The organism is Robertkochia marina, assembly GCF_004799345.1.
Classification (GTDB): domain Bacteria; phylum Bacteroidota; class Bacteroidia; order Flavobacteriales; family Flavobacteriaceae; genus Robertkochia; species Robertkochia marina.
The window spans coordinates 40,646-57,654 of the sequence record NZ_SSMC01000001.1 but is presented as its reverse complement, the minus strand read 5'-3'; the positions used below and the strand labels follow the sequence as shown (position 1 = coordinate 57,654).

Here is a 17,009-nt window from a genome sequence, read left to right as displayed (position 1 = left end):
AGATGAAAGCTTTTAAACTGTCATTTTCATGATTCGGTATGTACTGATAATTTGTTTTGGTCTTTGTTTCGGTGTAAATGCCCAGACCCTGGATTTTGAACAACTACAACATTTAAAGATCCGGAATATAGGCCCGGCCAATATGAGTGGGCGTATTACCGACATTGCCGTGGTAAATGCCGATATGAAGACTATTTATGTGGGAGCTGCCTCCGGAGGGGTATGGATGTCGGAAAATGGGGGCTCGGCCTGGAGGCCGATCTTTGATGAACAACCCACACAGAATATAGGGGCGGTAGCTGTTGATCAAAGCAATCCTGATATCATTTGGGTAGGCACAGGGGAAGGAAACCCGAGAAATTCCATGAACCTTGGGATGGGAATTTTTAAAAGCGAAGACGGAGGTAAGACCTGGAAGCACATGGGGCTGGAGCATACCAAAACCATTCACAGGATCCTGGTGCACCCGTCCAACGGGAATATAGTTTATGCTGCTGCCATGGGCGATCCCTTTACTCCCGGTGAACATCGGGGGCTTTATCGTTCGGTTGACGGGGGAGGGCACTGGCAAAAGATCCTTTATACCAATACCTCCACCGGGGTGGGCGACCTGGTGATGGACCCTGAGAATCCCGATAAACTTTTTGCTGGCATGTATGAGCATCGCCGCACCCCATATTCGTTTACCTCGGGTGGCCCCGGTTCCGGCTTATTCATCTCATCAGATGGGGGCGATACCTGGCAACAACTGGGGCCGGAGCATGGATTACCTGATGGAGATCTCGGCCGCATAGGCATTGCCATTGCCCCAAGCAACCCCCAAAGGGTTTATGCCAAAATAGAGGCCGAAAAGAATGCCCTTTATCGCAGTGATGACGGGGGGTATACCTGGCAGATGATCAATGATGATCCTAAATACACCAATAACCGACCATTCTATTTTCAGGATCTTGCGGTGGATACCAAAGATCAGGATAGATTATATAATATCTATCAGCCCCTTTCTGTGAGTTACGATGGGGGAGAAACCTTTGACCCAACCCCTATGATCCCGGCCGATGAAACCAAAGGGATCCATGCCGATTTCCATGCCTTTTGGGTGAATCCCGAAGATCCTGAACATTTTATGATCGGGGGCGATGGCGGATTGGGCATTACCTACGATCATGGCAAGAGCTGGTATTTCCCGGAAACGATCCCGGTGGCTCAATTCTACCATATCAATGTGGATGAAGAAACCCCTTTTAATGTCTATGGCGGGATGCAGGATAACGGCAACTGGTCAGGACCGGCCTATACCTGGAAAAGGGGAGGTATACGAACCCTTTATTGGCAATACCTGGTTGGGGGAGATGGATTTTATATCGCACCCGACAGGCAGAACCCGAGATTTGGATATGGCACCTCTCAGAACGGAGATCTTTACAGGTACGATAAACTTACGGGATATTATTCAAGTATTGCGCCTCAACCGGAATCAGCGGATGATCCCTTGCGCTTTAATTGGAATGCCGGTTTTGCCAAAGATCCGTGGAATGAAGACGGATTGTATTACGGCTCACAATACGTGCACAAAACAACTGATAAGGGAGCTACCTGGAAGATCATCTCTCCTGATCTTAGCACCAACAATCCGGAGCACCAGAAGGGCGATTACGGCGGACTCACTCTTGACGTTTCCGGGGCAGAGAACTATAATAGCATACTCACCATTGCTCCCAGTGCTCTGAACAAGGATATGATCTGGGCAGGTACCGATGATGGCCGGGTACATCTTACCAGGAATAGTGGGGGCACCTGGCAAGATATTACCGCAAATATCAAAGGGTTGCCCCATGAGGCATGGATCACCCGAATCTACGCCTCCCGATACAGGGAATCGGCAGCATGGATGGTGGTTAACAATTACCGAAAAGGAGATTATGCCCCCTATTTATATAGAACGGAAGATTACGGAAAAACCTGGACCCCTATGGTTGATGAAAATGATGTAAGGGGCTATGCCTTATCCTTCGTACAGGATCCGGTAGAAAAAGACCTGGTTTTTCTGGGTACTGAGCACGGACTTTGGGTGAGTATCAATGAGGGTAAAGAATGGGCCCCGGTCAAGAATGGTTTTCCATCAGTATCAACCACCGACCTGGTGATACAGGATAAGGAATCGGCCCTGGTGATCGGAACCTTTGGACGTTCTATATGGATTCTCGATGATCTGTTGAGTCTGCGGGCGATCGCAGGAGGGAAAATGAATTCAGGGATCACCGGCTTGCCGGTTAATGAGGTAGTGCAGGTAAAAGGACTTTTTATAGCACCTCCCGGTAATATCTGGACAGGGTTTCATACTACTTTTGAAGGAGAGAACCGCCCGTTTCAAAAGGTGGAAATTCCTTTTTACCTGAACAACCTAAAGCCAACCGACTCCCTGGTAAGCGCCGTTATTTATAATGCCGAGAACAAAGAGATCAACCGGGTTAGCAAAACAGACCTCGTAAACGGATTAAATTATATCACCTGGCAGCTCGATGAAAAGGCAACAGTATTGCCCGGGACTTGGGTTACAGAGGAGTCGAGGGGTATTCCGGTTTTACCGGCAACCTATAAGGTGATGCTGGAGTATGGTAGCCATCAGGATACCACAATGGTTAAGGTAGTGTCTGACCCTCGCTTCGATCTGCCGGATGAGGTTGATAAGGAGCTTTACAGGTTTCAAAAGGCGGTAGATGCTCACGTAAGGGAGCTTACCGAACTAATGAACGGGCTGAAAACACAAAAGGAGTCTTTTGAAGCCATGGAGGACTATTATGAGAAAAGCGATACCAATGTACTTCCGGAGGAAATAAAGAAGTTCGGGGAAGTATTAACCTCCTTAGAGCAACAGGTAAAACCCACTCCCGATGAACGCCAGGTGGGGGCATGGCAATCCCAAACCATCTCAGCATACAGTGCAACCAGGGCTGCACAGAAGGCGGCCATGTCTCGTACCACGGTACCATCGCCCCACGATTGGGAGCGACTGGAAATGGCCAAAGAGCTTACTGCAGCCTTTATAAAGCAGTACAGAAGTTTTAACCGGGAATATTGGGAGCCTATACAAACCAAATACAAGAAGGAGTATCCGGATTGGTTTAAATAATGAATGGTTAATCCAGGCGGGCTTCAGCTTCGATCTCCACCAGGTATCCTTCACCAACCAGTTTTCCTTGTACCAGGGTATTCGCCGGGTTAATGCCGTCAAAGCGTTTTCCGTGGGCCCTGGCTACGGCTTCCCAGTGTTCAAGGTCATGTACGAATATGCGTGTTCTGACCACATCGTTTAATGATCCTCCTAATGAGGCGATAGCTCCTTCTATCTTATCAATGATGTAATGGGCTTGGGCTGCAGGGTCGAGTCCGCCAATACGAAGGTCACCATGGGTAGCTGTGGTGCCTGATACAAATATGGAATTCCCTTTTCTAACGGCCCTGGAATAGCCTGCAAACCATTCCCAAGGGGTGCCGCTGAATACCTGGTGTCGGTCCGGTCCGGTTTGTACCGCGTCAAACACAGGAGGAATGGTTTCCAGGTGATGGCTCAGGTCTCCGGAAGCTGTAAGGAAAGGAGGTTTCCGGTACTCATCTCCACAGTCGCCCGGCACCGGCTGTAAAGGTCCTTGTACTTCGCGAATTCGATCAATATCTTCGGGGTCAAATTCGATATTCAGCATCTCCCGGTGGTCCCTGATGTGGTTGCGTTCTCCCAGCCGGGCTCCTATGATCACCGCAGCCACATGCTGGTTTTCCAGCATATACCGGCTGGCTATATTGGCTATAGAAGTTTCGTGCTTTTTGGCTATACTATCCAGTACCTTAAGTATATCCTGAAACATACTCCAACCTCCTACGGCATCAATGAATCGTTTGTATTTCATCTGCGACCATGTGGTTAAGGAGTCCATCTCCGGTTCCGGTTTTCCCAGCCATTTATCAGAAAGAAAGCCCCCGGCAAGAGTGCCGTAAGCCAATAACTTCACCCCATATTCATTGCAAACCTCTGCCATTTCCTTTCTGGCGCGGCAATCAATAACAGAATGGGCAACCTGGTTGCTAACAATGGGAATACCGCTGGCCAGGGCTATTCTGAGGTGAGGGGCATCAAAATTGGTGACCCCGATGTTTTTAATGAGCCCTTCCTTCCTCAGTTCATCCAGGTAGAACAAGGCATCTATCCAATTAGGGTCCGGATAGTGCCAGGCATGAAACTGCATCAGGTCGATACTTTTTTGGCCCATGCGTTCGAGTGCAGAGTTTACGGCTTCCCGAACCGTTGTAAGAGTGATCTTTCCGGGTTTTGGCACCCATTTGGTAAACAGTTGAATACTATCGGGATCTGAAGAATTATTTTTGAAGGTCCCGGCAATGATCTCACTCGAGCCGTAGTGGTCGGCCATATCAAAGGCTGTAAATCCGGCTTCGTTGTAGGGCTGCATAAAATGAGCTGTGGCGGCCGGGTCTAAGGTTTCTCCGTGTCGTTCCATATCGGCGATCTGCCAGAGACCGATCACCACCCGTGGGATCTGAAGACTTTCGGAGAGTTGGAAATGTGTTTTCATATTATTCGTTTGGGAGAGTTTTAAAGTTGGAGGTTCCTGTGTTTGTGGAAGACACCTTTTGCCAATGATACCGGAATATAAAGCTTCCTAACACCATGACCAGGAGCCATACATAGGTGGAATGAAAATACCACGCCTCTACCTCTTTGGAGAGGTCTTTGTAAATATGGATCACCAGGAATAAAGTGATCAGTGCGATCCCGGTGATGCCTGTAACCAGCTGTAGTTTTCTGTTTCGAAATACCGTTATGGCTCCGGCCAGTTGGGGGTTCACTCTTGGAATGCTTAAGAGGGTAACAGACATAAGCAGGAAATTGACCAGCATGGCAATGACCATGATGTCGATGCCCAGGAAGAAGTCTCCTGCAAAATGAGATCCTAGCACGCCGATACTTGCAATGATTCCCGCAATGATTAGCGCCACGTAAGGAGTGTGATTTTTAGGATGTACCTGTGAAATCGCTTTTGGAAAAATACCATCACTGGCCCAGGCAAACATAAGCCGGGAAACAGAAAGCAACATGGCCGGTAAGTCGTTAATCAGTGCAATGGCCGCTCCGGCCAGAATGGCAATATCCCAACCTGATGGCAGGATCAGGCTCAACATTCCGGGAGCTGTGATATCTGTTGTTTGTGCCTGCAACGCTATATAACTCCAGGGTACCATATGATACACAGAGGCCGTAAATAAAAAATAAAAAGTACCTACCCCCAGGATGGCCAACAGGATGGCAAGGGGAAGGTTGCGGGTTGGATTTTTAGCTTCGCTTCCGGTTTGTGCGATGGCGTCAAAACCAATAAAACTGGAGAACAACACTGCTGCGGCCGATAAAAAGGTTACCCAGTTAAAAGGCTTCTCGTTAACCGGGATAAAGGGAGTAGCAGCCGTGGTCTCCAATGCAATTACATAGTCATTGGTGTCATAGAATAGACCGGAGACGATCACAATACCTCCAAGGGCAAAGATCAGCACCACCATAGGCAGTAATAACCGTGAATAGGTTTGTATTCCCTTGAAATTGATCCATACAAAAAACCAGATCATACCGAGGCTTAGCACAACCCTGATCCAGGGTATAGTCAGCAAATGTGCAACCTGATCCATATGGGTTACCACGGCGATATCGCGAACAAAAGGGATGGTCAGATAGGCGATAACCCCGATCACGATGGAGAGGCCAAACCATTGCGAAAAACTGGCAACAAAACCCAGGTAAGGATGAAGTCCTCGACTGGCGTAGAGGTAACTCCCTCCGGCGCGAGGCATGGCGGAGGAAAGAATGGCAAAGGCCAAACCGGCCATCAGCGCAGGCAGGGCAGCAAATACGAAGGCCCACAGCACATAGGGGCCGATCTCCGGCACGCTGCGGTGTATCATGAAAGGAACAATATTGATAGAAGCCCCTACCATCGATGATACCCCGGTGGCGGTAACCACAAGAAGTCCCATCTGTCTGGTTAGTTTAGCTTTAGCAGGTTTTTTCATGGGTGGGGAATTTACGAATGAAATTCCATGTAAGTATTTTAGTACGTGTTAAATTTTTCGGTGAAGATTCAAGAGATAAGAATCAAGAGTCAGGAGAAATACCGCAACGAACTATTTTGAAGTTTAAAGATTACAAATTTTAGCGTATATGTACTATATTGAAGACTTTGATACCCTGTGCTTTATCGTTTTAAGGAATCGGGAAGTTCAGGGATAAATTGACCAACCATGAAACAAATATTACCCACTTTGGTCTTAACGATGTATTTAATCTTCTTTTTTGTTGGTTTTAATAGCTCTGAATCCATTCAGAAAACTATTGATAGTAAAAACGTTTCTTATCGGTTAGCGGAAGGGTGGCCACTTATGTCCCCGACATTTAAATTAGGTAACCCTACGGGAATAGGGATTGATTCCAATGGTGACGTTATAATATTTCACCGTGCTAACCGTATTTGGACTGAGCCCATGCCTAAAGATCTTATCGACCGTAATACGGTTGTTAAATTAGACCCTAAGACAGGCCAAATTAAGGAGGAATGGGGTAGCAACTTATTTGTCATGCCCCATGGATTGGAGGTGGATAAAGATGATAATGTTTGGGTGACAGATGTAGGGCTCCACCAGGTGATGAAGTTTGATAAGCATGGGAATTTACTCTTGACTCTTGGTGAACCCGGAGTGAACGGAAGTGATGCACTTCACTTTGATATGCCTACCGATGTGGCAGTAGCATCCGATGGTAGTTTTTACGTGTCTGATGGGTATGGTAACAGTCGTGTAATGATGTTTTCATCAGAAGGTGATTTCTTGATGGAATGGGGAACAGAGGGTGAAATGGAGGGTGAATTCATTACCCCTCACGGCGTAGATCTGGATAATGAAGGGAATGTTTATGTTGCTGATAGAGAGAATAATCGGATTCAAAAATTTAATAAAGAAGGAGGTTTTTTAAGATCATGGAAAAACCCGGATGCTAAACAATTATATGCTTTAGCATTTGACACATTTAACCAGACGTTATTTGCTATTGATTTTGATTTTACTGACCAAGATCAAGGATGGAAAATACATGGTTCGGATATTATGGGTTTTAGTTCTGATCTTGAGCCAAAAATTAAATTTGGAAGAACCGGTAATTATCAAGGCCCGGTTACCAGGTATCACGATATCGCGGTAGACCCTGAAGGAAATATTTATGTGGGAGATATCCTGGGAAACAAGGTTCAGAAATTTATCAAAGAATAACACAATTCAAATCGATACGTTGATCAAACTGCCGATCATTGAAAATATGTGCTTTTAATCAGAAATTCCTCGGCATTTTCCATCATCAGGATATCATTTAAAGCTTGTGTCTTGTCATCCGCCTTGTCATAATAGGCCTTACATATTTTATACCCTATAGCGTACCCCAACAATCCGGGGTTGTCCTTTTGGTCGAGTGAATCCCAAAGCCAATACTTTTTATTTTGAGATTGAAGATCTTCCTTGAATCTGACTTTGAGGGCTTCTTCGTTTTCTTCTATATAGGTGAGTGATTTGGTTCGGGTAATATCATCGTTTACCAGCCAGGTGATGAATTCTGCGCCTCCTTCTCTCAGGCAGATCCCCAGCATATTTTCGGAGCTGCTGTAGAGGCTCACATACTTTTGTCCACCCATGGCCATAGCCTGCTGAAAGTGGGTGAGCTCATGGGTGGTCAGTTTTTTTAATTTTTCCATATTGTCAGCCACCCTTTCTACAGTGATTAACTGCCCTACCATAGAGGCTTGTCCGATACCTCGATTAGCATCAACCAGGAGCCATGTGGGAGCATACATAGCGTTAGGCAGTATTGTGCTGTAGGTTTTCATGAGTTCTTTGTACCGGGCTTCTGTCTCCCTGATGTTACTCAGCATAGATGGGATCAGGCCGTAACGATCCGGGTACTTTGTTAATGCTTCTTTTAACATCTGGGGTGTTAGCTGATGCCGGTTGATGAATTCTTTAAGACCCGGAGTTGCACGGTCAAAGTAAAAGGTTTGCAATACTGCCAGGGTATCACTGTTATTTTCGAGTTCCTGGTAAGCTTCAACAAAATGTTCTATATCGCTGTAATAGAGTTCCGCCTGTTCCGGATCGGTAGGGAAGGAGGGTTGGGCGTTCGAGATGAAAGAGAATAATATGAATAGCAGGGTAAGGGGAAAGGGACTTTTGCAGCTACTGGCTAAAAGTTTCATTTTTAATTGGTTTTGATGGTTATTTATTTAATGACGAGTGGGGTGGGTGGTTTGTTACACCTGGGGAGTAATGCATTTTTGCTTAGATTGGATCAGTTGAGGTTGAAATATGTTTATTTAATAAAAAAACACTCAATATCATGAGAATCATCTCTGTCAGGTTCCATGCTGACGGTATACCTCATGAAATATCTTGTAATGGCTAGACAATCATATTTTTCAATGCCTTGTAACTGGAATTATTCTTAAATTGTAATTATAACAGAACAAAAAAAATGCAGGCGCAAATAAGTTAAATGGCATTTAAATTTTTTAAATACCAGGACAAGCCAATTACCTTCTTGATGTTCTGGTTCAAAAAATCCCCCGTCCCATTTCTAAATAATTTTATAGAGTAGTAATTATAATTTCTTAAGAAATGAGAAGCATACCTCTTGTTTTTTGCGTTACGATCATTATGTTATTTTTAAGCTGTGGGGAAGATGAGCAGCCGACCTTATCAGAAGGTAATGATCTTATTCTATTTCGGTTTGAGTCAGTAAAGAATCCATCACTAAATATAGATATCAACGGTGTAATTGATAATGATAACGGAAGTGTTGAATTGATCATTCCTGATGGTGTAATTGAGGAAGAGGTGTCACAATTCATAGCAACATTTGAGGTTTCTACTAATGCCAGTGTTTATGTTGGGGAGACTAGACAGGTGTCAGGTGAGTCCGTCAATGATTTCAAATCCCCTGTAAACTATATAATCAGGGCCGAAAATGGGACTGAGCAAGTCTATAGAGTAAGCGTTACAAATCTTACCAAATCCGATGAAAATGATTTTCTGACCTTTAGTTTTCAATCGGTAAACAATACAAGCCTTAATGAGGATTTTATTGGGGAGATCAATGTGGAAAATAGAACGATTGAGGTTTTAATACCGGAAGGATCCATTGAAGGAGATTCTTTAGAACTCATTGCCACCTTTGACGTTGATGAAATGGCCACTGTGTATGTGGGTGAGGAAGAACAAATTTCGGGTCAATCGATAAACAATTTTTCTGAGACTGTTACTTATAAGGTAGTCGCTGAAAACGGAGACGAAGCCTTTTACTCAGTGAACGTTTCAATAATATCTGAGGATTCAAAATATATACTTTCATTAACCTTTCCTGTAGATCTGAACCCTAATTTGTTCAGAGAACCCTTTGTAAAGATCGATAGCGCTAATAAAACAGTTAGATTTCATAATCCTCAAGTGGTTGAAACAAACCTGATCCCGGTTTTTGAATTGTCTGAAGGGGCAAAACTTTTTTGGGGCGATATTGAGTTAAGCAGTGGTATCTCGATCATTGATTTTACCGAGGAAATTACGGTTGATGTTGTTTCAGCTTTCGGTAGGGTTACTTCATGGAGATTGTTGATGACCAGGGAAATTGTGGATATAGAGGATTTTTTAAGGGTGTGTCCGCTTGAGGATCCCAATATTAATTTAATACTTGATGATTTTGAATTCCGTCTTAATGGTCAGATCATCGGTGAGTTTCCTTGTGCTGAGCCTTATTACATAATGGAAGAGCCAACGGCCAATTTTTCCGAATCAGAATATTACAAGGAGACAACGATGCTACAGACACTTCGATTTTTATATTACCTTGATTACGATGATCCTTATATCATCCCCTGGGCAGGTGAGAGGCTCTATGACTGGGTTGGCTCAAAAATTGATGGAATCAATATAGTTGATGGCATCAGTGGAGGGGTGTGTTGCAGATCTTTTGATGGTAAAACGTTTATTTCGGTCGGTAATACAAGAACTGATGATGGGCAAAAAAGGTCTGCCGAAAATCTTTACTGGGGGTTCAGGCTTCTTAATATGATTATTATTCTTCATGAGGCCAGGCATGTTGATGGTTTTCCTCATTCCAGTTGTTGTGGTATAGCAAACGGATGTGATGATGTATTGAATCTTAACAATCCGAGTGCTTATGCTACCTCCGTCTGGTGGACTCAAGTTCAGTATGAAGGAATTTACGATTTTGATGCTTGTTCAATTGTAAAGGATGGAAGGGCAGCTTATGGCGATCGTATTCAGTTGTCCAGTATCTTTGATCCTAATATATGGTCAAATCGCTTTTGTTCGGGTACCTATACCTATGAATTTCCGGAAGAGGTATTGAGGGCATGTGATTGAATAGGCAATTGATAATTCTAGGTGATTTCATAAAAGTTGAAATTCAGGGGGTATCATGAAAGGGTATGTGGTGGTATAATCCGTATTTTTAATAACTGATTAATAATACTTTATAAATGGTGTCCAGGCTAATTATTTCCCTTCTGCTACTTATTCTCTTTCAAAATTTAAGAGCCCAGGAAGAGGTCTATGAATTAAGGACGTATCAATTCGAATTTTTCCGATCGGCAGATGTGCTCCATAACTATTTAGAAAAAGCACTTATTCCAGCCCTAAACCGGCAGGGTATAGAAAATGTTGGAGTTTTCGAAGAGGTTGGAGAAGCATTGCCCAAGAAGATCTATTTGTTGATTCCGCATAGTAATATCCAGGGTTTTCAAAATAGTACAGATCTGCTGTTGAAGGATCAGGTCTATTCAGAAAGTGCAACCCCGTATTTGATGTCTCCTGAAAATGCCATCCCTTTCAGCGATTATACCACCAACCTTATTCGTTCAACCTATGGATTTCCAAACCTGGTGAGGCCCGATGTCTCATCGGAACTTTTTGAGTTGCGCATTTATCACAGCCATAATGAAGATGCATTGCGCCGAAAAGTAAAGATGTTCAATGATGCTGAATTTCCCATCTTTAAGGATGCCGGATTGCCTATGGTTTTCTTTGGGATGGATATCGCCGGAGAGCATATGCCTTCTCTGACCTATATGCTCGCTAATAAAGATAAGGAGGCGAACGAAAAAGGCTGGTCGGCATTTCTGGAGCATCCTGAATGGAAACGCATCACCCAGATAGAGGAGTATGCAAATTCCGTGAACGATATTACACGTGTTTTTCTAAAAAGACTTCCGTATTCGCAATTGTAGGGTCTGCAAATTGTAAAAACACTTCTATTGCATTTCCGGCAACATCGCGCAGGCCTGGCTTCTTTGCTCCTTTACCCCTTCGCTCCCCTGCCTGCTGCAGGCAGGTTAGCCTCTTCACTTCTTTACTTTGAAATATTGTAATAACCCAAATATGTGTTTACTCAATGATTACTTTTATCCTGGTCTGATAATACTGTGGTTGCATCTACTGGGTACACATGACTAAGTCATCTACTATTGCTGAATCTTGTTTCTCATAAATATAGTTGTAGATCCCTTCGGTAGTTACATCTACCCAAATCATCAGGTCTTCTTCCACTGCAAATAGCCAAACATGTCCGCTGTTAAAGGTGATCTCTAAATATTCCTCTGTATTTTCAGTGATGGTTGCATCAAAGTCACTCAACTTATAATTGGAATGTTCATAACACCCCGCTCCATAGATTAATAACCACTGTTCAAAAGGAACAGACGCGTCATTGTGAAACATTAAATATTCACTGTTGAATTCATTGATCGCAATCTGCCAGAGGGTGCCTTGGTGTAGTTCTAAAAAAGTGGGTTCAACAACAGGGGTCATCTCATCGTCGTCACTTGAACAGGATGTGGTAATGGTAAACCCGAATACAATTACCAAAATAGTGAAATAGAAGTGCCTCATAATAGTAGATTTTAACACTTAAATTATTCAGGAACAGAAGGGTAGGTAATGATGGGGGTCAATTTCTGTGAAAGAATCAGTGGCTGTAAGTGCCGTTGGTCGAAAAATTACTGGGTGCACATCGTTAAGTCATCTACAACTTCTGAATTTTGCTTTTCTAAAGTGAAGATCGTCTCTCCTGAATCCACCGTTTTCCAGGTCCAGACCATGGAATTTTCTTCCACTTTAAATAACCAAACATCCCCGCTGATAAGGGTAATCTCTAAAACTTCTTCAGAGTTTTCAGTGATGGTCGTATCAAAGTCATCCAACTTAAAAATATCGTTTTCATAACAATCTCCCCCATTCAACGAAGACCATACTTCAAAAGGAGCAGACTCGTCATTGTGAAACATTAAATAATCGCTATAGGATTCATCAACCGCAATTTGCCAAACAGTCCCCTCGTATCGTTCTAAAAAAGTTGATTCAACATCGTCATCACTTGAACAGGAGGTAGTAATTGTAAAACCGAATACAACTACCAAAAAAATATAATAGAAGTGTCTCATAACAGTATGATTTATCTTCATAAAGTATTTGTTTTCAGCGCATTAGGCAATGACGAGGGTCAATTTATCTCAATAACTCATCGCCGATGTGTGCAGTTGGTCGAAAAATTACCGAAGCTTATTAAGGCTAATGTGAAAGCATAGAGAGGCGAATCGGGTAACTGATGCGCAGTGTTACGATTTCTACATTACTATGCCGAACCATCGGGATGACAACTTTGCTATATTATAGCTTAGCTTTTTTACTCCTTCGCTAAAGCTACGGAGTACAAAGTGGAATTTGTTTATTGGAATTTCTTATTGGTAATTCGCTGGATTAACTCCCTCGTTCCACTCGGTCGTTGGACCCGGTGGAGGACCGAACGTTAAGAAACGGTCCGGTGGACCGTTTTAGTGAAGGGGCCAGGCGGCGCGCTGGCAATACCAAAACCGGGGCTTGCTCCGCAAGGCCTGGTTTTTTATGCCCGTTATCCGGCTGAAACAGGTATATCCTCTTTGCTTCTTCGCTCCTTTGCTTCTTCGCCCTTTTGGAGTTTGTGTATTGGAATTTCTCGTTGGTGATACGCTGGAGTGCCTCGCTTTGCTCGGCGGACCTTGGGTGGAAGCTTACTACCAAAACCGGGGCTTGCTCCGCAAGGCCTGGTTTTTTATGCCCTTCCGTTTCGCTAAAGCAAGCTTTGCTCACGTTAGGGCATAAAAAAACCGGTTTCTCTCGAAACCGGTTTTGGTAGTAGCGGGAGCTGGACTCGAACCAGCGACCTTCGGGTTATGAGCCCGACGAGCTACCTACTGCTCTATCCCGCGATGTGGACTGCAAACATACGAATATTAATTAATGCAAAACAAGTATGAGTCAAAATAAATTTCCAGGTCAATTGCAGGGTATTCATTTTGAAAGCGTTGTCCTTTGAATTTTTTTTACCGGTATCTGCCAGCACTATATTTCAGCAGATCGTCACAGGCATTACATGGCCCTGTTTGCCGAAAGGCTGGCTGCCATTGACGGATCTTAATTCTAAAAGTATGGATGAAGTAATTGGCCAACCACCCCGGCCTGTGGCCCCCTCATTTCCAGGGAGGGTGTGTTTCTAACTCTTGGTGGATTTAGATATAGAAGCCTTCTTCACAAAGAGCTTGTCAGAAGTAAAATCCCCTCCCTGTTGGCAAGGGGGAGGTGGTTTTGCGTTGCAAAACCGGAGAAGGTGTGTCAGTTTAGTCAACCCCGGATGTATGTATAATGGGATCGCCACATCACACATCGTGATATTCACAAAGATGATTATTTTTCATTTGTTCGCATAACCGCATAACCGCATAACCGCATAACCGCATAACCGCATAACCGCATAACTGTCTAACAGAATTGCCCCATATTCTCCTAAAATGACTATTTTAACCTCCCGAAAATAATGTAGACACCCGAAAACCCAACTTGACCTATGCTTGAATACCTGGAAGGACTTACGAGTCAGCTAATTGGAATTGCCGAATGGTTAATGCTCATTTTTGTGATCGGGGGAGGTACCTTCCTCGTTTTTTATTCCCGCTTTAAACCCTATCGTTATTTTAAACATGCCCTGGAGATCACTGCAGGGAAACACGATAAAAAAGGTGATCCCGGCGACGTGAGTCATTATCAGGCACTGGCAGCTGCCGTAGCAGCAACAGTAGGTTTGGGTAATATCTCCGGGGTGGCCATTGCCATTCATCACGGTGGCCCGGGAGTGGTATTCTGGATGTGGATGACAGCTCTTATCGGGATGTGTATAAAATTCTATTCCTGCTCACTGGCAGTGATGTTCCGTACCAGGGAGGAGGATGGAAATGTGTTAGGGGGGCCAATGTATGTTTTAACCAATGGGTTGGGACGTTACGGGAAGCCTCTTGCTGTTGTTTTCTCGATTGCTGGTCTGGTAGGAGTTTTGCCGGTTTTTACGGTTAACCAACTTACCGAAACCCTGATCGCTGTTGTGCAGCCTGATCAAAACATTGCCATGTTCGGTGAATTCTCATGGCGTGCTATTATCGGAGTGATCCTGGTGATCATTACCTCCTTTGTAATCTTCGGAGGGCTAAAGAATATTGCCAAAGCTTCGGCATCTCTGGTACCATGGATGGTGGCCTTGTATCTGCTTGCTGCCGTACTGATCATTGTAACCAATATTGATCAGATCCTGCCATCGTTGGGCCTGATCTTTACCGAAGCCTTTAATGTGGAGACCATGGTGCAGGGTGGACTTTGGGGGATGATCCTTCTGGGAATTCGCCGTGCGGTCTTCTCCAGTGAATCCGGTGTAGGAAATGCGCCCATGTATCACGGACAATCAAAAACCACCGAGCCTGTACAGGAAGGTCTGGTAGCCATGCTGGGTCCTTTTATAGATACGATCGTCATTTGTACCATCACCGCTTTGATCATCCTGGTGAGTGGGGTATATCTCGAATCTGAAAGCAACGGGATCACCCTGACGCTTTTAGCATTTGAGCGTTCACTTTTTGGATGGGGAGCAGAGTTTCTGATGATCCTGGTAGTGGTATTTGCGATATCAACCCTATTTACCTATTCGTACTATGGTACCAAATGCCTCACCTTTCTTACCGGGAGTAAAAAGATAGGAGGATATTACAACCACATTTACATTATAAGTATTATTTTTGCTGCAGTTGCTTCCCTTGATCTGGTCATTAACATGATCGACCTGGCCTTTGCCGTAATGAGCATTCCTAATATGATCGCCGTACTGTACCTGGCACCCCATATCAATGCTAATATGAAGGCCTATTTCTCAAAAAAAGAACATGAGTACGCATAAAGCAGGATTTGTAAATATTATAGGGAACCCCAATGTGGGGAAATCGACCCTGATGAACGCCTTTATAGGCGAAAAACTTTCTATAATCACCTCCAAGGCCCAAACCACGCGTCACCGGATCTTCGGGATCGTGAACGGGGATGACTTTCAGGTAGTAATCTCAGATACTCCCGGAGTGATTAAACCTGCCTATGAATTGCAGAAATCCATGATGGAGTTCGTGCGTTCGGCCTTTGATGACGCAGATGTGTTGCTTTATATGGTAGAGGTAGGAGAGAAGGCCCTGAAGGATGAGTCTTTCTTTAAGAAACTGGAAAACTCTAAGGTGCCGGTGTTGCTTCTGCTGAATAAGATCGATAAAAGCGATCAGGAAACCCTGGAGAGCCAGGTGGACTATTGGAAAGAAGCCCTGCCTAAAGCAGAGATCTACCCGATATCTGCCCTGGAGAATTTCAACGTTGAAGTGGTATTCTCAAGAATTGTTGAGCTGCTTCCGGAATCTCCGCCTTTTTATCCGAAAGATCAGATCACCGATAAGCCGGAACGGTTTTTTGTCAATGAAGCCATACGCGAGAAGATCCTCCTAAACTATAAAAAGGAGATCCCTTATGCGGTGGAAGTTGAAACGGAAGAGTTCCTGGAGGATGAAGACATTATTCGAATTCGTTCGGTTATTATGGTGGAGCGTGAAACCCAGAAAGGTATCATCATAGGGCATAAGGGTGCCGCCATTAAAAAGGTGGGTATTCAGGCCCGGGAAGACCTTGAGAAGTTTTTCGGGAAACAGGTACACCTGGAAATGTACGTCAAGGTCAATAAAAACTGGAGGTCAGACCAAAGGCAGCTTCGTCGTTTTGGGTATGACCAGAAATAAAAAACCCGGCCAAAGCCGGGAGTTTCATCCATTTCCTTTTTCATAAATCATTGATCATTCCTTATTGTTCTTCAAAGGGGGTGTATTGAAATTTTTGCCCTCCTACCGAAACATCGGCCATCAGACCTCCTTTTGAATGGGTAACTACAGCTACTCCTTCTGAATAGGAAGGTTGATAGGACTCGCCCTGCTCAAGAGCAACGGCAGAGGCGCCCGCATCAAACTTGAATTTACCTTTTTTAAATTCTTCCAGTTCATTGGCGGTTTCAAAGAAAATGACCTGTATAAGGGCTTGTCCGCCAGCCTGAAGCCCTACATTCATCTTGGTAAGACGTGCAGAACCTATAGCTTTACCATTTTCATAAACCACTCCGTTCCCGGAAGCCCCTCCAACGACAAATCCTCCTTTTCCGACATTGGGAAAGATGGCATAACCTACTGAATTGTTGAACATTTCCTCTATGCCTGGGTCTTCAGCAATTAATGTCTGCTTGGCATCTTCGGCATCCAGCATGATCTTTTTGTCTTTAGTGGTCTGTCCTGTGGCGTTTAGGGAAAAAACTCCTAAAAAAACAACCAACAGCATTGTTTTTAGACTGCTCATAATGTTCTGATTTTTTTTCGTTGTTCTGTTAATGAAAACCAAATTTAGTAAAACATAAATAATTGATAATCAGATTATTGCATTATTTTTGAAATGTGTTCAAATTTTTAAGAGTAAGCCTGCAAAATTTTAATAATTAAGCTACCGGCACACAGATATTCAAC

12 protein-coding genes and 1 tRNA gene are annotated in these 17,009 nt (G+C 44.1%); 6 read left to right on the top strand and 7 right to left on the bottom strand.

All coding sequences use genetic code 11. From position 1 onward, the window contains the following. Positions 1 to 28: 28 nt before the first annotated feature. Positions 29 to 3,133: a sialidase family protein gene (locus tag E7Z59_RS00205; RefSeq protein ID WP_136334276.1), complete on the top strand. Its 3,105-nt coding sequence runs from the start codon at positions 29 to 31 to the stop codon at positions 3,131 to 3,133. Positions 3,134 to 3,140: 7 nt separating this feature from the next. Here E7Z59_RS00205 and E7Z59_RS00200 read toward each other — a convergent pair whose 3' ends face one another. Next, entirely contained in the window at positions 3,141 to 4,589 is a 1,449-nt protein-coding gene (locus E7Z59_RS00200) for an aldo/keto reductase (protein WP_136334275.1), read from the bottom strand. 1 nt (position 4,590) lies between these two features. After that, a complete protein-coding gene (locus tag E7Z59_RS00195; protein ID WP_136334274.1) occupies positions 4,591 to 6,075 on the bottom strand; it encodes an APC family permease in 1,485 nt (494 codons plus the stop codon). A gap of 228 nt (positions 6,076 to 6,303) precedes the next feature. Here E7Z59_RS00195 and E7Z59_RS00190 point away from each other — a divergent pair, with 228 nt between their 5' ends. After that, positions 6,304 to 7,323, top strand: coding sequence for a peptidyl-alpha-hydroxyglycine alpha-amidating lyase family protein (locus E7Z59_RS00190; RefSeq protein ID WP_136334273.1), 1,020 nt, complete (start codon positions 6,304 to 6,306; stop codon positions 7,321 to 7,323). Between the two features lie 35 nt (positions 7,324 to 7,358). Here E7Z59_RS00190 and E7Z59_RS00185 read toward each other — a convergent pair whose 3' ends face one another. Further along, positions 7,359 to 8,297 (bottom strand): DUF2268 domain-containing putative Zn-dependent protease, encoded by a 939-nt coding sequence (locus E7Z59_RS00185; protein ID WP_136334272.1) that lies wholly within the window; start codon positions 8,295 to 8,297, stop codon positions 7,359 to 7,361. A gap of 418 nt (positions 8,298 to 8,715) precedes the next feature. On the opposite strand from E7Z59_RS00185, the gene E7Z59_RS00180 reads away from it, so the two are divergent. Further along, complete coding sequence (locus tag E7Z59_RS00180; protein WP_136334271.1) at positions 8,716 to 10,479, top strand: zinc metalloprotease; 1,764 nt, start codon at positions 8,716 to 8,718, stop codon at positions 10,477 to 10,479. A gap of 116 nt (positions 10,480 to 10,595) precedes the next feature. Next, a complete protein-coding gene (locus E7Z59_RS00175) occupies positions 10,596 to 11,342 on the top strand; it encodes an NIPSNAP family protein (protein ID WP_136334270.1) in 747 nt (248 codons plus the stop codon). Positions 11,343 to 11,547: 205 nt separating this feature from the next. On the opposite strand, the gene E7Z59_RS00170 is transcribed toward E7Z59_RS00175, so the two are convergent. The 3 genes from E7Z59_RS00170 to E7Z59_RS00160 all read right to left on the bottom strand — a co-directional run bounded on the left by E7Z59_RS00170 (position 11,548) and on the right by E7Z59_RS00160 (position 13,358). Next, positions 11,548 to 12,003, bottom strand: coding sequence for a hypothetical protein (locus tag E7Z59_RS00170; protein WP_136334269.1), 456 nt, complete (start codon positions 12,001 to 12,003; stop codon positions 11,548 to 11,550). A gap of 107 nt (positions 12,004 to 12,110) precedes the next feature. Next, positions 12,111 to 12,554: a hypothetical protein gene (locus tag E7Z59_RS00165; RefSeq protein ID WP_136334268.1), complete on the bottom strand. Its 444-nt coding sequence runs from the start codon at positions 12,552 to 12,554 to the stop codon at positions 12,111 to 12,113. Positions 12,555 to 13,285: 731 nt separating this feature from the next. After that, positions 13,286 to 13,358: transfer RNA gene (locus E7Z59_RS00160), tRNA-Met, on the bottom strand. A 635-nt stretch (positions 13,359 to 13,993) separates the two neighbouring features. On the opposite strand from E7Z59_RS00160, the gene E7Z59_RS00155 reads away from it, so the two are divergent. Continuing rightward, entirely contained in the window at positions 13,994 to 15,367 is a 1,374-nt protein-coding gene (locus tag E7Z59_RS00155; RefSeq protein ID WP_136334267.1) for an alanine/glycine:cation symporter family protein, read from the top strand. Further along, a complete protein-coding gene (gene era / locus E7Z59_RS00150; RefSeq protein WP_136334266.1) occupies positions 15,354 to 16,241 on the top strand; it encodes a GTPase Era in 888 nt (295 codons plus the stop codon). Before E7Z59_RS00155 ends, era begins: the two co-directional genes overlap by 14 nt. Positions 16,242 to 16,302: 61 nt before the next feature. On the opposite strand, the gene E7Z59_RS00145 is transcribed toward era, so the two are convergent. Beyond that, positions 16,303 to 16,845, bottom strand: coding sequence for a lipid-binding SYLF domain-containing protein (locus tag E7Z59_RS00145; RefSeq protein ID WP_136334265.1), 543 nt, complete (start codon positions 16,843 to 16,845; stop codon positions 16,303 to 16,305). Positions 16,846 to 17,009 lie beyond the last annotated feature (164 nt).

What these genes read in the sequence shown, in the direction of transcription:
- E7Z59_RS00205 (WP_136334276.1), top strand. Translation starts at nt 29, where the DNA reads ATGATTCGGTATGTACTGATAATTTGTTTTGGTCTTTGTTTCGGTGTA.
- E7Z59_RS00200 (WP_136334275.1), bottom strand. Translation starts at nt 4,589, where the DNA reads ATGAAAACACATTTCCAACTCTCCGAAAGTCTTCAGATCCCACGGGTG.
- E7Z59_RS00195 (WP_136334274.1), bottom strand. Translation starts at nt 6,075, where the DNA reads ATGAAAAAACCTGCTAAAGCTAAACTAACCAGACAGATGGGACTTCTT.
- E7Z59_RS00190 (WP_136334273.1), top strand. Translation starts at nt 6,304, where the DNA reads ATGAAACAAATATTACCCACTTTGGTCTTAACGATGTATTTAATCTTC.
- E7Z59_RS00185 (WP_136334272.1), bottom strand. Translation starts at nt 8,297, where the DNA reads ATGAAACTTTTAGCCAGTAGCTGCAAAAGTCCCTTTCCCCTTACCCTG.
- E7Z59_RS00180 (WP_136334271.1), top strand. Translation starts at nt 8,716, where the DNA reads ATGAGAAGCATACCTCTTGTTTTTTGCGTTACGATCATTATGTTATTT.
- E7Z59_RS00175 (WP_136334270.1), top strand. Translation starts at nt 10,596, where the DNA reads ATGGTGTCCAGGCTAATTATTTCCCTTCTGCTACTTATTCTCTTTCAA.
- E7Z59_RS00170 (WP_136334269.1), bottom strand. Translation starts at nt 12,003, where the DNA reads ATGAGGCACTTCTATTTCACTATTTTGGTAATTGTATTCGGGTTTACC.
- E7Z59_RS00165 (WP_136334268.1), bottom strand. Translation starts at nt 12,554, where the DNA reads ATGAGACACTTCTATTATATTTTTTTGGTAGTTGTATTCGGTTTTACA.
- E7Z59_RS00155 (WP_136334267.1), top strand. Translation starts at nt 13,994, where the DNA reads ATGCTTGAATACCTGGAAGGACTTACGAGTCAGCTAATTGGAATTGCC.
- era (WP_136334266.1), top strand. Translation starts at nt 15,354, where the DNA reads ATGAGTACGCATAAAGCAGGATTTGTAAATATTATAGGGAACCCCAAT.
- E7Z59_RS00145 (WP_136334265.1), bottom strand. Translation starts at nt 16,845, where the DNA reads ATGAGCAGTCTAAAAACAATGCTGTTGGTTGTTTTTTTAGGAGTTTTT.